Raw genomic sequence first — 19417 nt, forward strand, 5'->3', positions numbered from 1 at the left:
AACTAATTAAATGCATTGAAGCCGGTAACATCCATACCGGTAATTAGTAAGTGAATATCATGCGTTCCCTCATAAGTAATTACACTTTCCAAATTCATCATATGACGCATTACAGAATATTCGCCGGTAATACCCATTCCACCCAACATTTGCCTGGCATCCCGTGCAATTTGTGTTGCTATTTCACAACTGTTTCTTTTAGCCATGCTTACCTGAGCAGGTGTGGCTTTTCCTTCATTCATTAACACACCCAAACGCCAAACCAATAGTTGGGCCTTGGTTATTTCGGTAATCATTTCGGCTAATTTTTTTTGTTGCAATTGAAATGCACCAATGGGTTTACCAAACTGAACACGCTCTTGGCTATAACGCAAAGCCGTATCATAGCAATCCATTGCAGCCCCCAAAGCACCCCAAGCTATGCCGTAACGAGCTTTGGTTAAACAACTTAATGGCCCTTTTAAACCTTTTATGTTTGGTAATATATTAGTTTTAGGCACCTTTACGTCATGAAACACCAGTTCACCGGTAGCACTGGCGCGCAAACTCCATTTGCCATGTGTAGTGGGTGTTGAAAACCCTTCCATACCTCTTTCTACAATTAATCCTTGTATTTCGCCATTATCATTCTTAGCCCATACAACAGCAACATCTGCAAATGGGGCATTGCTAATCCACATTTTGGCACCATTCAAAATAACATGATCACCTGCATCGGTAAAATGGGTTAACATTCCGGCAGGATTGCTGCCGAAATTAGGCTCCGTTAAACCAAAACAACCTAGCCATTCACCTGAAGCCAGCTTGGGTAAATATTTTTTACGCTGCTCTTCATTTCCATAAGCATATATAGGGAACATTACCAACGAGCCTTGCACACTGGCAGTAGAACGCACACCACTATCACCCCTTTCCAATTCCTGCATCATAAGTCCGTAGCTTATATAATCTAAACCACCACCGCCATATTCTGTGGGTATGGTAGGGCCAAAACAACCTAACTGCCCCAATTGTGCCACAATATGTTCGGGGAATGCGGCATTTTGGGCATATTCTTCAATAATGGGTGAAATTTCTTTTTTGACGTAATTCCGAACTGCATCACGAATCATTTTATGCTCTTCGGTTAATAAATCATCCAGTTGATAGTAATCGGGCGATTGAAATAAATCAGTTCTGGCAGCCATAATCGTTCATTTTTAAAATTGAATATTTGTAAGTGTTTTTTACATGCAGTTGTTGTATGAAGGCTTCGTTCAATCAATGAAACAAAAGTAGTGTGTTGTAAACAGCCTACCATATTTTGTTTGTTTTTTGTGCGAAAATTGCATTTACCGTTAATTTCATGGTGATTTTTTTCCCATTAAAGCCATAGTGATAGGGACTAAATTTATATTGATTAATAATTTGTAAAATTTCGTTCTTGAAAAAAATATTCACACACTTAACATTCTACGTTTTTGTGGCCATTATTGCCGCTATTGTTTTGGGTATTGCGGCGCCACAAACAGCAGTAAAAATGAAGTTTTTAGGCAGTTATTTCATAGAAATTATTAAGCTTTTTATTGTACCAATAATATTTTTTACAATAGTGCTGGGTATTGCCGGCATGGGGAATTTAAAAAAAGTGGGAAGAATTGGTTTAAAAGCTGTAATTTATTTTGAACTGGTAAGTACATTTTCATTATTCATTGGAATAGCAGTAGGTCTGATTTTTAAACCGGGCCATGTTGATACTTCCAGTTTGTCCATACCCATTGCAAAAAATCCATCTTCTGCAGAAAACTTCAGTTGGCTGGCATTTCTTCAATCAAATACAACCATTCAGGCATTAATTGTGGCCATTATTGTGGGAATAATTGTTAATAATCATAGCAAAAGAGTTACCATTATTGACTTTTTGGGAAGAATTGCACACTATTTATTTCTTGTTTTAAAATACATTATGTACCTGGCACCTTTAGGTGCTTTTGGGGGAATGGCTTTTACGGTTGGAAAATTTGGCTTAGCTACTTTACTTCCTCTTATCAAATTGGTTGCATGTGTTTATGGTGCATCAGCATTCTTTGTACTAATTGTTCTGGGAAGTATTTTAAAATATTATGGCATTAATGTGCTGCACTATCTATCTGCCATTAAAGATGAAATATTATTGGTTTTAGGCACATCCTCCTCTGAAGCAGCTCTACCTTCCATGATGTATAAGTTGGAAAAAATGGGCTGCAGTAAAGCAGTGGTTGGATTGGTTATTCCCACGGGTTATTCATTCAATTTAGATGGCACCTCTATTTATTTGTCAATGGCTGTGGTATTTATTGCGCAGCTTTATCAGGTACATTTAGGATTAGAGCACTTGGTAATGATAATTCTTATTTTAATGCTAACCTCCAAAGGTGCGGCAGGTGTAACCGGCAGTGGTTTTATTGTTTTAACTACCACCCTTTCTGCATTGCACAGTATTCCGGTAGAAGGACTTGCCTTTTTATTAGGCGTAGATAAATTTATGAGTGAAGCAAGGGCCATTACCAACCTTATTGGTAATGGCGCTGCAACAATTGTAGTATCTAAAAGTGAAAAGGAATTTGTTTCGCCAATAAATTGAATTAACCAAAAATTTGATTGAGAATACCTGCTAAATGCACACCACCCTTTAATAATTGTTGGTTGGCTATGGCAATGTGATCGTAAACATAACGGTAACTTAAACGTGGATCGGGCGAATTGATTTCACCATATAATTTTTGGGCAATTACATACGAATCGTAAATCCACTGACTAACAGGCTGTTGCATCCAGGCTTTACGTTGTTCAGGTGTAGTAAAATTAATAGCATTGGTATATTCCGTATAGCTAAGTTGTTCACTGCTGATTAATTTATCATCCCAAACTGAATGTAAATTAGTAGCTTGTCCAAACCAAAATACTTTAATTTTATTACCGCCGGCATCTTCTTCACGACTTACGTGCATGGGTTGATGTACATCTCCCACAATATGAATGAGTAATCGCACATACATTTTCTTTACATCTTTAGGCAAATCTTTCTTTTTCAATTCACTTGCCAAAAAATTGATTTTTGTGTAAGCATCGGCTATGGTATCCTGAGCTAAATAAGCATTTAATTCCTGTTGGGTTAAGTTATCGGCCACATTAATGTAATGCCAAGGGGTTAAGTAATCATAATCTTTATCCGAACGAACAAAATCGGCCCAAGTACTGGCCAATGCAATAGTTTCATTGCCTAAAATTTCTTTGATGGCAGCAGCCGCTTTGGGGTTCAAATAGCTTTCGGCAATTTGCCCAACTACTCTATGGCCTAACATACCCCACGCCATTGAACTAAAGGGGATGTAAAGTAACAGTGCACCTAAAATAAGCTTTCTCATATGTACATTTTTTTACGAAAATAAATGAACTTGTTAGAACTTGTGGTTAAGAAATTAAGAATGGAGCAAAAAGCAAAAGTTTCAGTTAAAAATGATTTTTGGAAATTTGAGTTAAAAAAATGTAATTTGCCAACACATTTGTCCCCAACAAATCAAAAAAATTAAAGCATGAGGTTGTAAATTGGCAAAATGCCTATTATTAACCAATACTTAAGTGCATGTATAGATTTGTTATGGTAGATGACCACTACCGAACCCATTGGCGCTTCAGAGATTTTTTTATTGAGCGTACAGACTTTGTTATGGAAAAAGCCTGTTATTCTGCTTATGAATTTCTGGTTTATATTAAAGACTTGGAACTGGAAAAAAAGCCTTTACCCGATTTGCTGGTCATTGACATTAATATGCCTATTGCCGATGGTGCTTCACTGGCTCATTACATGAAGATATTTTACCCCAACATTAAAATTTTAATTTTAACCGTTCATGATCACGAAGAAAATTTATTTAATGCCACTTTATGTTTGGCTGATGGTTTTTTAATGAAACCATTTTTTGAAGATTTAATCATTGATGCTTTTCAGCGTATAATGAATGGTGAAGAATTCTATTTAGACCCTCGAACAACTTTACCCTATCCCACTATCATTGAAGAATCATTGGTTTATCGGGAAGAAAGAATAAGAAATGTCAATCCTTTCAATTATTCTGAACTAGAAAGAAAGTATTTGATATTTCATGTAATGGGACTTGCCAATCAAAGAATTGCTTACTTATTAGATTTATCGGTTGAAGAAGTAAAAAAACTTCATGAGCACATGGTTATTAAAACAGGGGTTAACAAGTTGCCTAAAATAAGCGAGGACAGCAATCTACGCAACTTTTCTATTAGCCATAATTTAGCCAGAATGGCCGATTTCAGGGCATTTTTAACCAAATAAGTTGAACTTTTTTACTTTTAAATGAAATAAAAAAGCGGCTGAAAATCAATAATCAGCCGCTTTTTCATGTAAAAAATGAGTAAAGTAAAAAAGCCTGTATTTTTTAGTAGGTGCATTTCTTGCTTTACACAAGCAAATATTATTTGTTCATGGGTATATCATTATCCATTTCAGTTATATTGACGCTTCTTTCGGTGGTATCACCCATCAGGTATTTAGAAAAATAATCTGCCATACGCCACCAAAAATATTCTGTCATATCACCATAACCATGGCGCTGACCCGGCAACACAACCAAATCAAAGCGCTTATTGGCTTTAATCAAAGCGTTGGCTAAGCGAATGGTATTAGCAGGATGTACATTGTTATCTATATCACCTGTTGAAAGCATTAAATGCCCTTTTAAATGACTGGCAATATCTGGGTTTTTATCAATGCTATAAACAAAACTGGTATCGCCACCTTTAATAATTTCTTTTACTCCATGATGCTTTTCACTCCACCAACGGTTGTAAATACTGTTATCATGGTTACCAGATGAAGATACAGCCACTTTAAAAAAATCAGGATAAACCAACATAGCTGCAGCACTCATAAATCCACCACCACTGTGACCATGTATGCCTACTCGATTAATGTCCATATACGAATATTTGTTACACAATTGTTCAGCAGCAGTTTTTTTATCGGCCAATCCGTAATCGCGCAAGTTTCCATAACCATAAGTATGGTACCATTTGCTGCGCGATGGATTACCACCCCTATTACCAACAGTAACAACAATAAATCCTAATTGTGCAAGCCTGTCTGTCCGATTCATATTGGTTGAAAAAGAAGTATTAACAGCTTCTGTTTGAGGTCCGGGATAAACATATTCAATAACAGGATATTTTTTGGTTGAATCAAAATCGAAAGGTTTATAAAGCACCCCATACAAATCAGTAATGCCATCATCAGCCTTTACCGTAAATGTTTCCGGAAATTTATAACCTGTAGCCATTAGTGCAGATAAGTCAGCCGTTTCCAAATTCATTAATAACTTCCCGTCAGTATTATACAAAGCAGAAGCCGGTACAGTATTTACCCTGCTGTAATTATCAACGAAATAGCGGTTATCATCATTTATTTCAATAGCGTGGTCATAGTTACCGGCATCTAATAAAGTCAATCCGGTACCGTCTAAATGAACACTATAAGCATGAAGATAATATGGGTTTTCATTTTTTTCACGTGCATTAGCCGTGAAATATAAAATGCGTTTGTCAGAGTCAATGCCTAAAATATCTTCACAATGATAAGGCCCTGAGGTAATTTGATTTTTAAATTTACCGTTTCCATCATACAAATAAAAATGTCCCCACCCATCACGTTCACTCCATTCAATTAGTTCTTTTCCTTCGTTTACCAAGCCCAATCTTTTCACTTCTACGTAAGTATTAAAGCGTTCTTGTATTAAGGTTTGAATGGTGTCGGGACCAACCCATGCTTTACAAATATCTACTCGTTTTAAATCGCGGCTGGTACGCGTAAAGTAAAAGGCCTGATTAGTTCCTAACCAAATGTTGGGGCGTGTATCATCATCTCTGTTATTTTTTTTGCCGGGAGCTGCCCAAATGCTAATATCCTGATCCTTAAATTCAGCAACAGGCAATTCTTTACCTTCTTGCTTTTGCATGTCGAATAAATACAAGTGATCAACCGGTGCTTGTTTTTCGCCGGGCATCCAATATTTGTAAGTTTCCAGGGTTGGCCTGGGTTGTGCAATACTATTAATTACCCATAAATCTTGTACATTTCTATTATCTACTCTTGTTAGTGAAAAGTAACGACTATTAGGCGACCAGTAAGCCCATACGGCTTTGCGTTTCTTTTTATTTTTTTCTTTATCAACATTCGACTCGCCCATGCCTGATAAATTTGAGCTATTGTAGTAACTAAAATTTTCAATGCCATCTTTTGTTAATGCATGTTCAACAATAGTTGAATCATCTTCATTTTGCAGAGCTTTTTCATAGTTTTGTTTATCCATCCAATACAAATTATTGTCTCTTCCAAACAACACATAAGCACTATCGGGGGAAATGTTGGCCCAAGCAGGTTTACGAACGGGACGTTTAAAATCTTTCAACTCAACCAACTCATTGGTATTAATGTTGTATTCAAAATAAAATACTTTCTTTTTGGTCGTTGTATTGGCAGCTTCATGATTTTTCTTCTTAGTTGTATCATTCGTTACTTCATCAATAGAGCTTTTAATTTGAAATTGAATCCAATTTTCATCACGTACAAACTTTAAACTATCAATGGGCAAATGCTGCGCATCAAAAGGATCTTTTACAATTAAGGTAATGGCTGCGGCTAATTTATCATTGTCAAACAAAGCTTTTTTCTCATTCTTCAGCGGATCAACGATGTACCATTTTTTCCCATTCGTAGTTTCATACATGTACCAAAACCGATTGGATTTCTTTAGCCAATGCGGATCAACAGATGTACTAAACACCATTTTTTTTAACCGATTAGGTGAATATTTGGCAGCTTGTTCATAATTGGCTTTGGTTACCAACTGCTGTGCAAAACACACCGTTGTAGTACTTATAAATACATACAGAAAAAACAATTTTCTCATAGCATTGATTTTTGGAAGCAATAAATGTAGCTAAATAACGCATACAGCAAAAACCACTTATCCATAAATAAGCAAATTTGTTTGAAAGAATTAATTTTAATTTGTAAAAACAAAACCAAATGCCGCCATATACAACTGAGCCTGATTTTTTTGTACAGGCTGATGCTCATGATATTTTAAGCAGTTTTAAAAATGAATTTTACTTTCCAACCATACAAAACCAATCGGCCATTTACTTTTGTGGAAACTCATTAGGGTTACAACCTAAAAAGGCTGAACACATTATTCATAGTGAATTAAACAGTTGGCGCAACAATGCCATTGAAGGTTTTTTTCACGGAAGTCATCCCTGGTTATATTACCAGGAATATGCCAAACCTACATTGGCTAAAGTAATGGGCTGTTTACCGCATGAAGTAACGGTAATGAATACACTTACGGTTAATCTTCATTTATTGTTAATGAGCTTTTATAAACCTACTTCAAAAAAGTTTAAAATCATAATGGAAGCCGGCGCTTTTCCGAGCGACCAATATGCGGTTGAAACGTTAGTAAAACATTTTGGACTAAATCCGGAAAATACCATCATAGAAATTGAACCTGAACCCGGTAAAAAAACTTTAACTACAGAAAACATTCTACAAACCATTCACCAACATGCACACGAATTGGCATTGGTTTTAATGAGTGGCATTCAGTATTATACCGGACAATTGTTTGATATACCTGCTATTACTGAAGCAGCACACAAATGCGGTGCCGTTGCCTGTTTCGACTTAGCACATGTGGCGGGGAATGTACCCATGCAGTTACACAACTGGGACGTTGATTTTGCCGTATGGTGCAGTTACAAATATTTAAATGGCGGCCCCGGTGCTGTGGGTGGCTTATATGTTCATGAAAAATATGCTACCGATACAACTTTTCCCCGCTTAGGCGGTTGGTGGGGTAATGATGAAAAGGAACGTTTTAAAATGGGAAAAGGGTTTAAACCTAAAGCAAATGCAAGTGGCTGGAATATTAGTACCACGCAGGTAATGAATACGGCTGCATTATTGGCCTCATTAGAAATTTTTGAGGCAGCAGGAATGGAAGCTATCCGAAATAAAAGCATAGCCTTAACCGGTTATTTGGAATTTCTATTACAACAACTACCCCATTTATCATTTGAAATTATTACACCGTCAAACCCTAATGAGAGAGGGGCGCAACTATCTTTGTTTTTTAAAGAAAATGGGGAAGCGATTTACCATAAAATGTTAGAAAACGGAATTATTGTTGATTACAGAGAGCCTGGTGTTATTCGTGTTGCACCTGCCCCATTGTATTGCAGTTTTGCTGATGTATTTGCATTTTATGAAATTTTGAAAAATAATTTTTAATGTATGCCTCAACCTTATAACATCCTTTGCCTGGGCGATTCTTATACGATAGCAGAAGGACTTCCGCTATATGAAAGTTTTCCTTATCAATTAGTACAACAATTGCGTACCAATAATATTAATTGTAATGCACCTGAAATTGTAGCAAAAACCGGATGGACCAGTTTTGAGTTGATGGAACACATGGCAAGCTATACTTTCAAGCCTACCTATGATTTTGTAACATTATTAATTGGCGTGAACAATCAATACCGGCATTTAAATCAAAGCGATTTTGAAAAAGATTATCATGCACTTATTCAAAAAGCTTTGGCATTTGTTAACCAACAACCCAATAAAGTTATTGCCATTGCTATTCCGGACTGGGGATATACACCTTTTGCAACAAAGCATTTTGCAGAAAACATCCAAGCCATCCATACGGAAATTTCAAATTACAATAAAGTTTGCAAAACTATCTGTGCAGGCTCTGGTGTTCATTTTGTTGATATTACAGCTTACACCAATACTCATATGCAAGAGCAACTATTAACGCATGATGCGCTTCATTATTCGGCTAAAATGTATCAACAATGGGTGAATGCAATTGCGCCAATTATATTATCACAATCTTAATTTTCTGTTTAATATTTCAGCCATTTCACTTTGGTATTTTGCAGCTTCAGCAGCAGCCATTTGCTGAAAATTTTCAGAAGCATCCGCATAAATAATGGCTCTACTTACATTTACCAAAAGTCCAATTTGGTTGTTCCAGCCAAACTCTGCCACTTCATTTAAACTACCACCTTGTGTACCTACACCCGGTACCAAGAAAAAATGTTCAGGAACAATTGCACGTATGCTTTGCATTTCACTGGCTTTCGTAGCTCCTACCACAAACATTAATTGATTGGGTGTTGCCCAAGATGCAATTTTTTCAATAACTAACTCATACAATTTTTTTGAAGAAGAACTATGACTGTCTTTTGACAAAACGGTTAGCTGCTCAAAGTCTTCGCTGCTTTTATTAGAAGTAAGACCTAATACAATGGTTGTTTTATGTGTATATTCTAAAAATGGCTTTATACTGTCTTCGCCCATGTAAGGTGCTACTGTAACGGCATCAAAAGGTAATGTTTCAAAAAAAGCTTTGGCATATTGTGCTGCGGTATTACCAATATCGCCGCGCTTAGCATCGGCAATTGTAAAATGAGTGTTGGGAATATAATGCAATGTGTCTTCTAAAATATCCCAACCTTTTGAACCCATTGCTTCATAAAAAGCCGTATTTATTTTATAACTAACACAGTAATCTTTTGTAGCGTCAATAATTGCTTTGTTAAAATGTAAAACGGCATTGGGTTGCTGTTGTAAATGCTTCGGAATTTTATTCAGCTCTGTATCTAATCCAATACACAAAAAATTTTTTCTATCGACAATTTGTTCGGATAATTGATGAAGTTGCATTATTCAGTAAATACATTTAATGTTATCATTAATACACAAATACTTTGTAACCCCAATCGGGTAAAGATAGTGATGCACCTTTTGCAAAATTGACATGTTCATTACTAAACAATTCAGTTGCACTACCTATAATTTGTGGATGATTCAAAGTTACAGTAACCGGGCTATTGCTCCAGTTTAATACCACCAAAACTTTATTATTACCCATAGTGCGAATGAATGCAAACACTTTATTATCTACATTGGTATGAATATGCGTAAATGCAGCATTGGCGGCTAACGCACTATTTTCCGAACGCAAGTGTAATAATTTAGAATAAAATGGTGCACGTTCAAAGTTTTTAAACACCATGGTATCTTTATCAAAAAAGCGAATAGCACGTAAAATGGGTTCTTCCTGCCCACTATAAATTAAAGGCACACTGCGTACAATAGTTTGTGTGTACACGGCAAATGGCGCATGAATTTTTCCGGGCATCGTTGAAAAATCAGCACCATTCCAACTATTTTCATCATGATTGCTGGTAAAGAACATGCGTAAAGCGTTTTTGGGGAATTGATTTTCTGTTCTATGTATAGCGCTATCAATGGCAGAAGCCGGCTTTTTCCCCTTGGCTATTTCTTTCATAATATTGAAATCGTACCAGGTATAAGTTGCATCAAATCCATCAGCATTTAATTCGGGCTTATCACCTTCTGCCAGCATAAAAATATTTTTATCCTTTCGCAAAGTAGCAATACATGTTTTCCAAAAGTCATCGGGCACATCGCTGGCAACATCGCAACGATAACCATCAATACCGGTAGAATCAATCCAATATTTCATTTGAGCAATCATGGTATCTCTTAATTCCTGATTGGCATAATTTAATTTGCGAGTGTCGGCCCAATCAGCCGCCATCATTGGTTTACCTGTGCTGTCTTTCACATAAAAATCAGGGTGTTTTGTTAACCAATAATGATCAGCGCCGGTATGGTTGGGCACCCAATCTAATATTACTTTAAATCCTTTTTCATGACAAAGAGATACTAAATGTTTCCAATCGGCCATGGTACCAAATTCCGGATTAACATCCATATATGTGCTAACTGCATAATAGCTGCCTAAGCTACCTTTCCGATCAACTTTACTAATAGGATTAATGGGCATAAACCACAAAGTTTGCACTCCCATATTTTTTAATCTATCCAAATTTGGTTCAAATGCTTTAAAAGTGCCAGCAGCAGTATATTGTCTTACATTTACTTCATAAATATTTCCCTGCATTATCCATGCCGGATGCCCATCAATTGTAGCAGTATCACCGATTGAATTAGCAGTTTGTTGTTGTTTGTTTTGTTGACAAGCAGTTAAGAAAAATACAAACAAAACAATACCATACACAGCCTTCATAAATGAATAATTTTTTGATTAATTAATAGCCGCACTAATCCTACATCATCCTTTGTGTAAATTAAACACATTTATACCATACTCAAAAATATTTCAACTAATTTAAAATGATAAGGAAGTGAAAAGGTAAAAATGCAACTTTGTACCTACTTTCAACTTCTTAAACAATGCAACATGAGTAACGGATCTGTTTATTATCACAACTATTTAGAGTTAGACAAAATTTTAGAAAGTCAACACCCCATAAGCTTTAAACCGGGCAATGAACCGGCACATGATGAAATGCTATTTATTATTATTCATCAAGCCTATGAACTTTGGTTTAAACAAATTTTGTTTGAACTTGACAGCATAATAAAGATTTACGAAAAAGAAACCATTAATGACAATACGGAAGACGCAGGTATCATTTTACAAAGAATAAAACGCGTAAACAGTATTTTGCAATTACTCAACCAACAGGTGCGTATTTTAAATACCATGACACCTTTAGACTTTCTTTCATTTAGAAATTTATTGGTTCCGGCATCCGGATTTCAAAGTGTGCAATTCAGGTTAATAGAAGCTAGGTTAGGTTTAAAAATGCAGCAGCGATATCGTGCAGATTATTATAAACGAACCAACGAGGGTGGCTTTACGCAAACAGACTACCATAAAATAAATGTAACGGAAGATGCGCCTACATTGGATATGCTGGTCAATAAATGGTTAGAAAGAATGCCTTTTCTTGCAATTGAATTATGGCAACATTTTAAACCGGAAACAATTCAACACGATAATGTTACCAATCATCCCTTTTGGAATGCGTACAGAAATATTTATGTAAATGGCTTAAATGAATACGAAAAAAACAAAATTGCTGATTTCGATTATATTTTATTCAATATTGAACCATTCAACAGTAATCGTGAACAATTGAAATTGCTGCGCCAGCAATTTAGTCCTCAAGCATTACAAGCTGCGTTATTTATTACCCTTTATAGAAATTATCCTTTATTTCAAACTTCTTATCAAATTATTGATGCATTAATTGAAACGGACCATTTACTAAGTACTTGGCGACATGAACATTTAACAATGGTACGTAGAATGATAGGAATGCGGGTTGGCACAGGCAATACCAGTGGAGCAGGATATTTAGAAGGAGCAGCACAACAACACTTTATTTATAAAGATTTGGCCGGCCTTTCTACTTTTTTAGTGGAAAGTAAAAAGTTACCGGCCTTACCTAATGAAGTGTTGCAACATCTAATTTTTAAATAAGCATTTATTGCTTCAATTTCTTTTGAATTTCACTTAAAGAGGCTATATAAATGCTTCGACCGTGAGTACCTAAAATTATTTCATTGGCAACAGGTTGAATGGCAATATCATGTACCGGTATGCTATAAGGCAATCCTTTGTTCCAGGCCATAAAACTATTGCCGTTATTATTGCTGACATATAAACCACCATCGGTACCAACATAAATTATGTTTGGCAACTTGTTATCTTCTTTTACCACATTAATTGATTCATAGGGCAAATCATTACCAATAGACTTCCAATGCTTCCCATAATCTTCACTTACGAATAAATATGGTTTAAAATCATCATTTCGATATCCGTTCAAACTTACATAAACCCTACCCTCTTTATATGCACTGGCTGTAACTCTGCTAACGTATAAGCCTTTGGGTAGGCCTTCATTAATAGATTGCCAAGTATAACCATCATCAAAACTTATATGCAATGAGCCATCATCTGCACCTGCATACAACATTCCAAATCTTAAGGGGCTTTCACTAATTGTAGTTAAAGTGCCAAAAGGTACATTGCCCTGAGGGGGATTAGTGGTTAAGTCGTTACTAATAGTTTCTAAATGTTCGCCCCTGTGCATGGAACGCTGAAATTTATTACTACCATAGTATAAAATATCCTGATTATGCCTACTTAACAAAATGGGTGTTTGCCAGTTAAAGCGCAAAGGCTCTTCGCCCAAATCGGCATGGGGGTGAATATAAATAGTGGAATCAGATTTTTCATTTTTTTCATCAGCTGCTGTTACGTTTAAATGATTATCCTCAGGTGCAGCATCTGCATCAGGTTCATCAACGGAAGCGCGTTTATGTTTGTTGCTACGCATATAGTTACCAAATTGATAGCCTGAATAAACTGTTGTATTATCGCGCCAATCTACTTGCACTTGCATACCATCTCCCCCATTAATAGGTTTAAATGCATAATCGCCACTGGCCATCCATCCCGGATTCTCTTGATGATTAGATGGCCCATACCAACTGCCGTTATCTTGCAAACCTCCATACACATTATATGGTTTCGCCATATCGAAAGTAACAGAATAAAATTGCCCAACTGAGGGAGTATTGGCTTTAAACCAGTGCTCGCCATCATCATAGGTAATATTGCATCCAGCATCATTGCCAATAATGATGTGGCTGTCATTTTTGGGGTTTAACCATGCCACATGATGATCGGCATGAGTTAATGCATTATTAATCGGTTTAAATGTTTTACCGCCATCTTCACTTAGTTCAATATCAAAACCGGTAATAACTACCTTATTATCATTTGCCGGACTTACAAATATTTTTCCAAAATAATAACCGTAAGTATTATACAATTTCAGTTGCTTTTCATTCATTTTTTTCCAGGTTTTACCTGCATCTTCACTTCTGTACACTTCACAACCTATAATTGGTGTATTAAATAATGCGGCATTAGCATCCATTAAATAATCCCAAATACAAGAGGGCTTCAACGTACCATTACTCACTTTTTCTTTAATATTTTCAGCTGTGTATTTTTCTGGGAAACCATTGCGGCGAATACGCAAAAACGCATTAAACTTTTTATTATCTAGTGCTAAGAATTGCTCTTTTGTTAAATTTTTAAAATCGTTAATGGTGTATTTACTGGTATCGGTATGTTTTTTTGCAGTATCGGGTAAATGAAAATTATTATCTACAACCGCATAAACCCAATTAGGGTGTTGATAGGCAGTTGCAATGCCTATTCTTCCAACTCCTTTTCCAACCGGAAATCCGGCTCCGTTAGTAGTAACTAAATGCCAGCTATTTCCACCATCAGTACTTTTATAAATGCCACTGGAAGCTCCACTTTCTTCAAAATTGGATGCTGTTCTGGTTCGGTACCAGGCAGCCGCATACAATACAGAAGCATTATTAGGTTGAATATCTAAATCAACCACCCCGGTATTATCATTCACAAACAAAGTTTGCTTCCAAGTTTTTCCGCCATCAGTAGTTTTATAAACACCTCTTTCCTTGTTGGGCGAATACAAATGACCTAATACGGCTACCCATGCTATATTTTTATTGGAAGGATGTAACACAATTTTTCCAATATGATGGCTTTCAGGCAAACCCATATATTGCCAACTTTTACCTTTATTTACTGATTTATATATACCTAAGCCGGCATACGATGAACGACTGCTATTAACCTCGCCGGTGCCTACCCATATTGTTCCTGAAGACCAATCAACTGCAATAGCACCAATCGTAATAACATTGGCACTATCAAATACGGGTGTAAAACTTTGGCCATTATTATGTGTATACCATAATCCACCCGTTGCATATGCTACATAAAACTCATTTGGATTAGCAGGATTAACCGCCAAATCAACCACCCTACCACTCATAATACTGGGCCCTATATTTCGAAAAGCTACATCATTTATGGTTGACTGACGAATTAAATCCGATTTTTTTTCAAGCCCTTTTATCCGTTCATTAGCAGGAGTTGGGGCAATTTGAGCAAAGCTGCTAACTGCCAGTAATAAACAAATAGCAACAAGCATTAATTTTTGCATATTCTTTCTCATTTGCATTGGTTAAAGTATGTTTTGGTTTATGACTACTTTTCTCAAAAAAAAGTACATTCGTACGACTAATATACAATTTATGCGCTTGTTACTGATACCACTCATCCTTCTTTTTTACAACAATACAAATGCGCAATGCAAAATCTATAGACTATCTGATAGAGGCGATACCTTGAATTGTATAGATATGAATAATAAAAAGCAGGGCAAATGGAAAATTCATGTTGATGAATTGAGAGGTGAACCGGGTTTTGAAGAAGAAGGTGAATACAAAGACAATTTAAAAGAAGGCAAATGGCGCAGATACAGTTTAATGGGCGATTTAATTGCCATTGAAAATTACAGATGGGGTAATAAAGATGGCGAACAAGAGTATTTTTATAACGGGTCGTTGGAACATACAGAAAGTTGGAAAGCCATTGATCCGCAAAAAAAATTTGACACCATATTTGTACAAGATTTAAATGATGAGTACAAAGTAGATAAGAAAATAATTAAGGTAAATGCTTATGCAGTAAAGGATGGCATTTGGAAATATTACAGACCCGGCGCCAATACACTCATAAGAACAGAAACTTATAATTATGATGTATTGGTAAAACCACAAACGGTAAAACTAAATAATAACAACCCAATAACCGATACCACTACTAACCCTTTATTAAAAGATAGCTTACCTACTTCAAACCCCAACACCAAAAAACCGAAGGAGATTTTACAATTTGAAAAAAAACATAAAAACAATTCAAAAATTAAAGTACGAGATGGTTCAACGGGTAATTAAAACTGAAATGCTAAAAATAAAAAATGGGTAACTAAATTAAGTTACCCATTTTGATGTTGGAGATAAGAGAAATTAAATCGGTATTTAATTAAAATCTGCGGCTTTGAGTCCTTGGTTCACTTTTACCTCATCAACATTCAACTCAATTTTTAAACGCCCTTGATCTACTACCGTTTTCATTGGAATCATTAATCCATTGTAGGCTTTGTAATCGTGATAATAAGTTTGTATAACCATTTTACCGGCAGGTCCGGCATCTTTTTCACTAACCGACTTTAATTTCAATCCGGAATTTACATCGTAATAGTTGGTAACAATTCTGCCTCTAGGAGATTTAATTTCAACTGCGTAAGCATCTTTACCATCAACCGGTTCAATATCCTTTACAGTAAATACATAACCCGGTTTACTTAAATAATATGCTTCAGGAAGCATGGAGCCTTGCTCATCCATTTCTTCTTTATCGTCATCTTTCAATGGCTGATTTTGACCTTGCGCAGTAACGGAATAGTTGCCATCTTTAATTAATTGTTTTTGCAACATCATTCCTTGAATAGATAAAGTTTGCTCAAAATAACCGGGGAATAAGAACTTTTGAACAAATTGTAATGATTGCCCCATTGCAGCTGCATTTCCTTTTATTTCTAAATCTTTCATATTGGCTAAAGCGGCATTACCCATAGCAGCGGCTGCTTTTTCTATAATGCTTTTGCCGCTTACATTCGCATCGGCCTTTTTAACAACCGGTGCTGCAACAGGGTTTCCTTCTGCATTATAATATTGTATTGTTCCATATTTCTCTAACCCGTTTACAATTTGTTTGGCATTACCCACAATTACCGTATACATATGTTGCGGCTGAATATACTTTTGCGCCATTTGCATAACGGTAGCGGCATTTACAGCAGCTATATTCTTCAAATAATTCTGATAATAATCAGAAGGTAAATGATAAATGGCTTCATTTAATGCAAAATTGGCAACAGTAGCTGGGTTTTCAAGGCTTCTTGCAAAAGCACCGCTTAAGGTATTTTTACTTAATTCCAATTCTTCATTACTTACTTCATTGGTTCTAATGCGTTCAAACTCTTTTAAAAATTCGCCCACTGCACTATCGGTCTTTTCATTACGCACTGAGGCCTCGGCATTGAAGCTGCCAATTAACTTATCGGGATTAACTGAACTATATGCACCATATGTAAATCCATGCTTTTCACGTAAATTCATAAATAACCTTGCAGAGGAACCCCCACCCAAAATATCGTTCATAATACGAACGGGAATTACATCCGGTTCACCGGGTTTTAACGGTTCGGTTTGAACAAAGTTGATAACACTTTGAACAGAAACAGGTCGATCAACAATTGCTATAATGGGTTTTTCAGGATTTTTGGGCATTGGATATGTCATTTTAGGAACATCGCCCCTTTCCCATTTTCCAAAATAGGTTTCCGCTAAGTCTTTTGCTTCATCTTTTGTAATATCACCCACAAAAACCAAGTAACTGATGTTGGGTTTCCAATAAGTGGCAAAATATTTTTTAATATCATCTGCAGTAACATTTTTAACTGTACTATCTGTTTCAATTTCGCCATAAGGGTGATTTGAACCATATAACAACTTGCTCACTACATTACCGGCAATGGAATTAGGATCTTCCTTGCTTTGTGCTAATCCGGAAAGCTCTTGTTTTTTTATTTTTTCTAATTGATCATTTGGGAAAGATGGATGAAAAACAATATCGGCCATTAAAGCAAACAACTTTTTAAAATTACTGCTTAACGAAGAACCGCCTATACTGGTGGAAGTTGCATAAATATTTCCACCTAAAAAATCAATGGCATCATCCAAAGCTGCTTTGTTCATTGTGGTGGTACCGCTGCGCAATAACTGTCCTGCCATACTGGTTAATCCTGCTTTATTACCCTCAAGCAAGGGGTCGCGATTAACGGTTAATGAAACAGAAACGCGAGGTAATTTTGTATTTCTAACCACAATTACCTGCAAACCATTATTTAAAGTAAAGTTTTCAGTTTTGCCTATTTCAATTGTTTTGGCAGGGCCGGGTGGTGGTGGAACAGATCGATTAATAGTTATCTGCCCCAATAATGCCATAGGGGCAAGAAATAATATAGCAACTAATATTTTTTTCATATATCCGGTTTTTTTAATTAAATGTTTAAAACAGAAATGTAGTATCATTACTTTTTAAGGTATTGACTTTTGGTACCTTTAGGTACGTAGTATAAAACCACTCTGTTGTCTTTTACCAAATATTTTTTGGCAACAGCTAAAACATCTTCCCTGGTTACATCATCTAATTTTTTAATTTCTGTATTAATCAAATTAGCATCACCAAAATATACTTGATAATTTGCAAGCGATTCTGCAATACCTTGCATGGTGCTATTTCGAGTAACAAATTGTGTATTAATTTGATTTTTTACTTTTTGAAATTCATGCTCACTTACTAAACCGGTTTTTAAGGCATTGACAACAGAATCCATATTTTTTTCCAATACCTGTGGTTGAATACCTGCATTGGCAATACTGTAAATAATGAATAAGCCGGCATCTTCTAATGCATAATTAAATGCACCTGTAGCCACAGCCAATTGTTTTTGATCAACTATTACTTTATTCAGTTGTGCAGAATTACCGCCTGAAAGTATGGTACTTAATACGTTAAATGCATAATAATCTTTAGTACCTTGTTTGGGTGCTCTATAAGCCTCTATTACTGCAGGCAATTGAATATTATCTTCAATTACGTCTCTAACTTCACCACCCAAAGGGGGTTCCGTTATATTAGGCCTTGGAATAGGTGCGGTACCTTTTGGAATAGGTCCGAAATAAGCTTCTATCAGTTTTTTTGTTTCGGGAATATCTATATCACCTGCAATGGATAACACCGCATTATTGGGCACATAAAATGTTTTATAAAACTGTATGAACTCATCTAATTTAGCAGCATTTAAATCATCCATACTACCAATGGGTTGATATTTATATGGATGCACTTTGAATGCACGTTTAAAAATTTCACCAATTATACTTCCATAAGGTTGGTTATCAATACGGGTTCTTTTTTCTTCTTTAACAACTTCACGTTGTGTATTTACTCCAACCTGCTCAATTTTAGCATGCATCATTCTTTCGCTTTCTAACCACAATGCCAATTGCAATTGATTGGCAGGCAACACTTCATAATAATAAGTACGATCTTGTGTTGTGTTGGCATTATTGGTTCCGCCGGCATTGCTGATGTATTTCATAAACTCGCCACGCTTAATGTTATCACTTCCTTCAAACATTAAATGCTCAAAAAAATGAGCAAAACCGGTACGGCCGGGCAATTCATTTTTAGAACCAACGTGGTATAATACGCCAACAGCTACTACCGGCGCTGTTTTATCACGATGTAAAATAACAGTTAACCCATTGGGCAGTTTGTATTCATCAAACTCAATTTTGCGTTCCTGAGCGCGTAATTGTGAAAAAAGCAGAAGAATTACTGCAGTTACAAAAGTTTTTTTCATTTGCAAGGAATTTGTTGTAAATAAAATTAATCATCGGCAAAAAAACGTATTTAATTTTCTATTCATA

14 protein-coding genes are annotated in these 19417 nt (G+C 35.9%); 6 read left to right on the forward strand and 8 right to left on the reverse strand.

Features of this window, described 5'->3' with window-relative positions:
• Window positions 1–2 precede the first annotated feature (2 nt).
• The gene (locus LX80_RS09985) at window positions 3–1187 is read right to left on the reverse strand and encodes an acyl-CoA dehydrogenase family protein (protein WP_111295830.1); all 1185 of its coding nucleotides are present in this window, start codon (window positions 1185–1187) and stop codon (window positions 3–5) included.
• A 236-nt stretch (window positions 1188–1423) separates the two neighbouring features.
• On the opposite strand from LX80_RS09985, the gene LX80_RS09990 reads away from it, so the two are divergent.
• Window positions 1424–2602: a cation:dicarboxylate symporter family transporter gene (locus LX80_RS09990; RefSeq protein ID WP_211307745.1), complete on the forward strand. Its 1179-nt coding sequence runs from the start codon at window positions 1424–1426 to the stop codon at window positions 2600–2602.
• A 1-nt stretch (window position 2603) separates the two neighbouring features.
• On the opposite strand, the gene LX80_RS09995 is transcribed toward LX80_RS09990, so the two are convergent.
• Window positions 2604–3386, reverse strand: coding sequence for a S1/P1 nuclease (locus LX80_RS09995; RefSeq protein WP_111295834.1), 783 nt, complete (start codon window positions 3384–3386; stop codon window positions 2604–2606).
• Between the two features lie 218 nt (window positions 3387–3604).
• Here LX80_RS09995 and LX80_RS10000 point away from each other — a divergent pair, with 218 nt between their 5' ends.
• Complete coding sequence (locus LX80_RS10000; protein WP_111295836.1) at window positions 3605–4327, forward strand: response regulator; 723 nt, start codon at window positions 3605–3607, stop codon at window positions 4325–4327.
• A gap of 139 nt (window positions 4328–4466) precedes the next feature.
• On the opposite strand, the gene LX80_RS10005 is transcribed toward LX80_RS10000, so the two are convergent.
• Complete coding sequence (locus LX80_RS10005; protein WP_111295838.1) at window positions 4467–6956, reverse strand: S9 family peptidase; 2490 nt, start codon at window positions 6954–6956, stop codon at window positions 4467–4469.
• A gap of 119 nt (window positions 6957–7075) precedes the next feature.
• Between LX80_RS10005 and kynU the strand changes: the two genes are divergently transcribed.
• Window positions 7076–8338, forward strand: a complete 1263-nt coding sequence (gene kynU / locus LX80_RS10010) for a kynureninase (protein ID WP_111295840.1) — start codon at window positions 7076–7078, stop codon at window positions 8336–8338.
• 3 nt (window positions 8339–8341) lie between these two features.
• Complete coding sequence (locus tag LX80_RS10015) at window positions 8342–8953, forward strand: SGNH/GDSL hydrolase family protein (RefSeq protein ID WP_111295842.1); 612 nt, start codon at window positions 8342–8344, stop codon at window positions 8951–8953.
• Here the strand turns inward: LX80_RS10015 and pyrF are convergent.
• Together pyrF and LX80_RS10025 are read right to left on the reverse strand one after the other, a co-directional pair.
• Complete coding sequence (gene pyrF, locus LX80_RS10020) at window positions 8942–9784, reverse strand: orotidine-5'-phosphate decarboxylase (RefSeq protein ID WP_111295844.1); 843 nt, start codon at window positions 9782–9784, stop codon at window positions 8942–8944. The genes LX80_RS10015 and pyrF overlap by 12 nt on opposite strands.
• Before the next feature lie 28 nt (window positions 9785–9812).
• A complete protein-coding gene (locus tag LX80_RS10025; protein ID WP_111295846.1) occupies window positions 9813–11177 on the reverse strand; it encodes an alpha-amylase family glycosyl hydrolase in 1365 nt (454 codons plus the stop codon).
• Between the two features lie 174 nt (window positions 11178–11351).
• On the opposite strand from LX80_RS10025, the gene LX80_RS10030 reads away from it, so the two are divergent.
• A complete protein-coding gene (locus tag LX80_RS10030) occupies window positions 11352–12440 on the forward strand; it encodes a tryptophan 2,3-dioxygenase family protein (RefSeq protein ID WP_111295848.1) in 1089 nt (362 codons plus the stop codon).
• Window positions 12441–12444: 4 nt separating this feature from the next.
• Here the strand turns inward: LX80_RS10030 and LX80_RS10035 are convergent, their stop codons facing one another.
• Window positions 12445–15027, reverse strand: a complete 2583-nt coding sequence (locus tag LX80_RS10035) for a WD40/YVTN/BNR-like repeat-containing protein (RefSeq protein ID WP_170120436.1) — start codon at window positions 15025–15027, stop codon at window positions 12445–12447.
• A gap of 187 nt (window positions 15028–15214) precedes the next feature.
• On the opposite strand from LX80_RS10035, the gene LX80_RS10040 reads away from it, so the two are divergent.
• The gene (locus LX80_RS10040; protein ID WP_111295852.1) at window positions 15215–15811 is read left to right on the forward strand and encodes a hypothetical protein; all 597 of its coding nucleotides are present in this window, start codon (window positions 15215–15217) and stop codon (window positions 15809–15811) included.
• Between the two features lie 84 nt (window positions 15812–15895).
• Here LX80_RS10040 and LX80_RS10045 read toward each other — a convergent pair whose 3' ends face one another.
• The gene (locus LX80_RS10045) at window positions 15896–17965 is read right to left on the reverse strand and encodes an insulinase family protein (protein ID WP_170120437.1); all 2070 of its coding nucleotides are present in this window, start codon (window positions 17963–17965) and stop codon (window positions 15896–15898) included.
• A 47-nt stretch (window positions 17966–18012) separates the two neighbouring features.
• Entirely contained in the window at window positions 18013–19350 is a 1338-nt protein-coding gene (locus tag LX80_RS10050) for a M16 family metallopeptidase (RefSeq protein ID WP_111295856.1), read from the reverse strand.
• Window positions 19351–19417: the final 67 nt, after the last annotated feature.

The organism is Hydrotalea sandarakina, assembly GCF_003254115.1.
Classification (GTDB): Bacteria; Bacteroidota; Bacteroidia; order Chitinophagales; family Chitinophagaceae; genus Hydrotalea; species Hydrotalea sandarakina.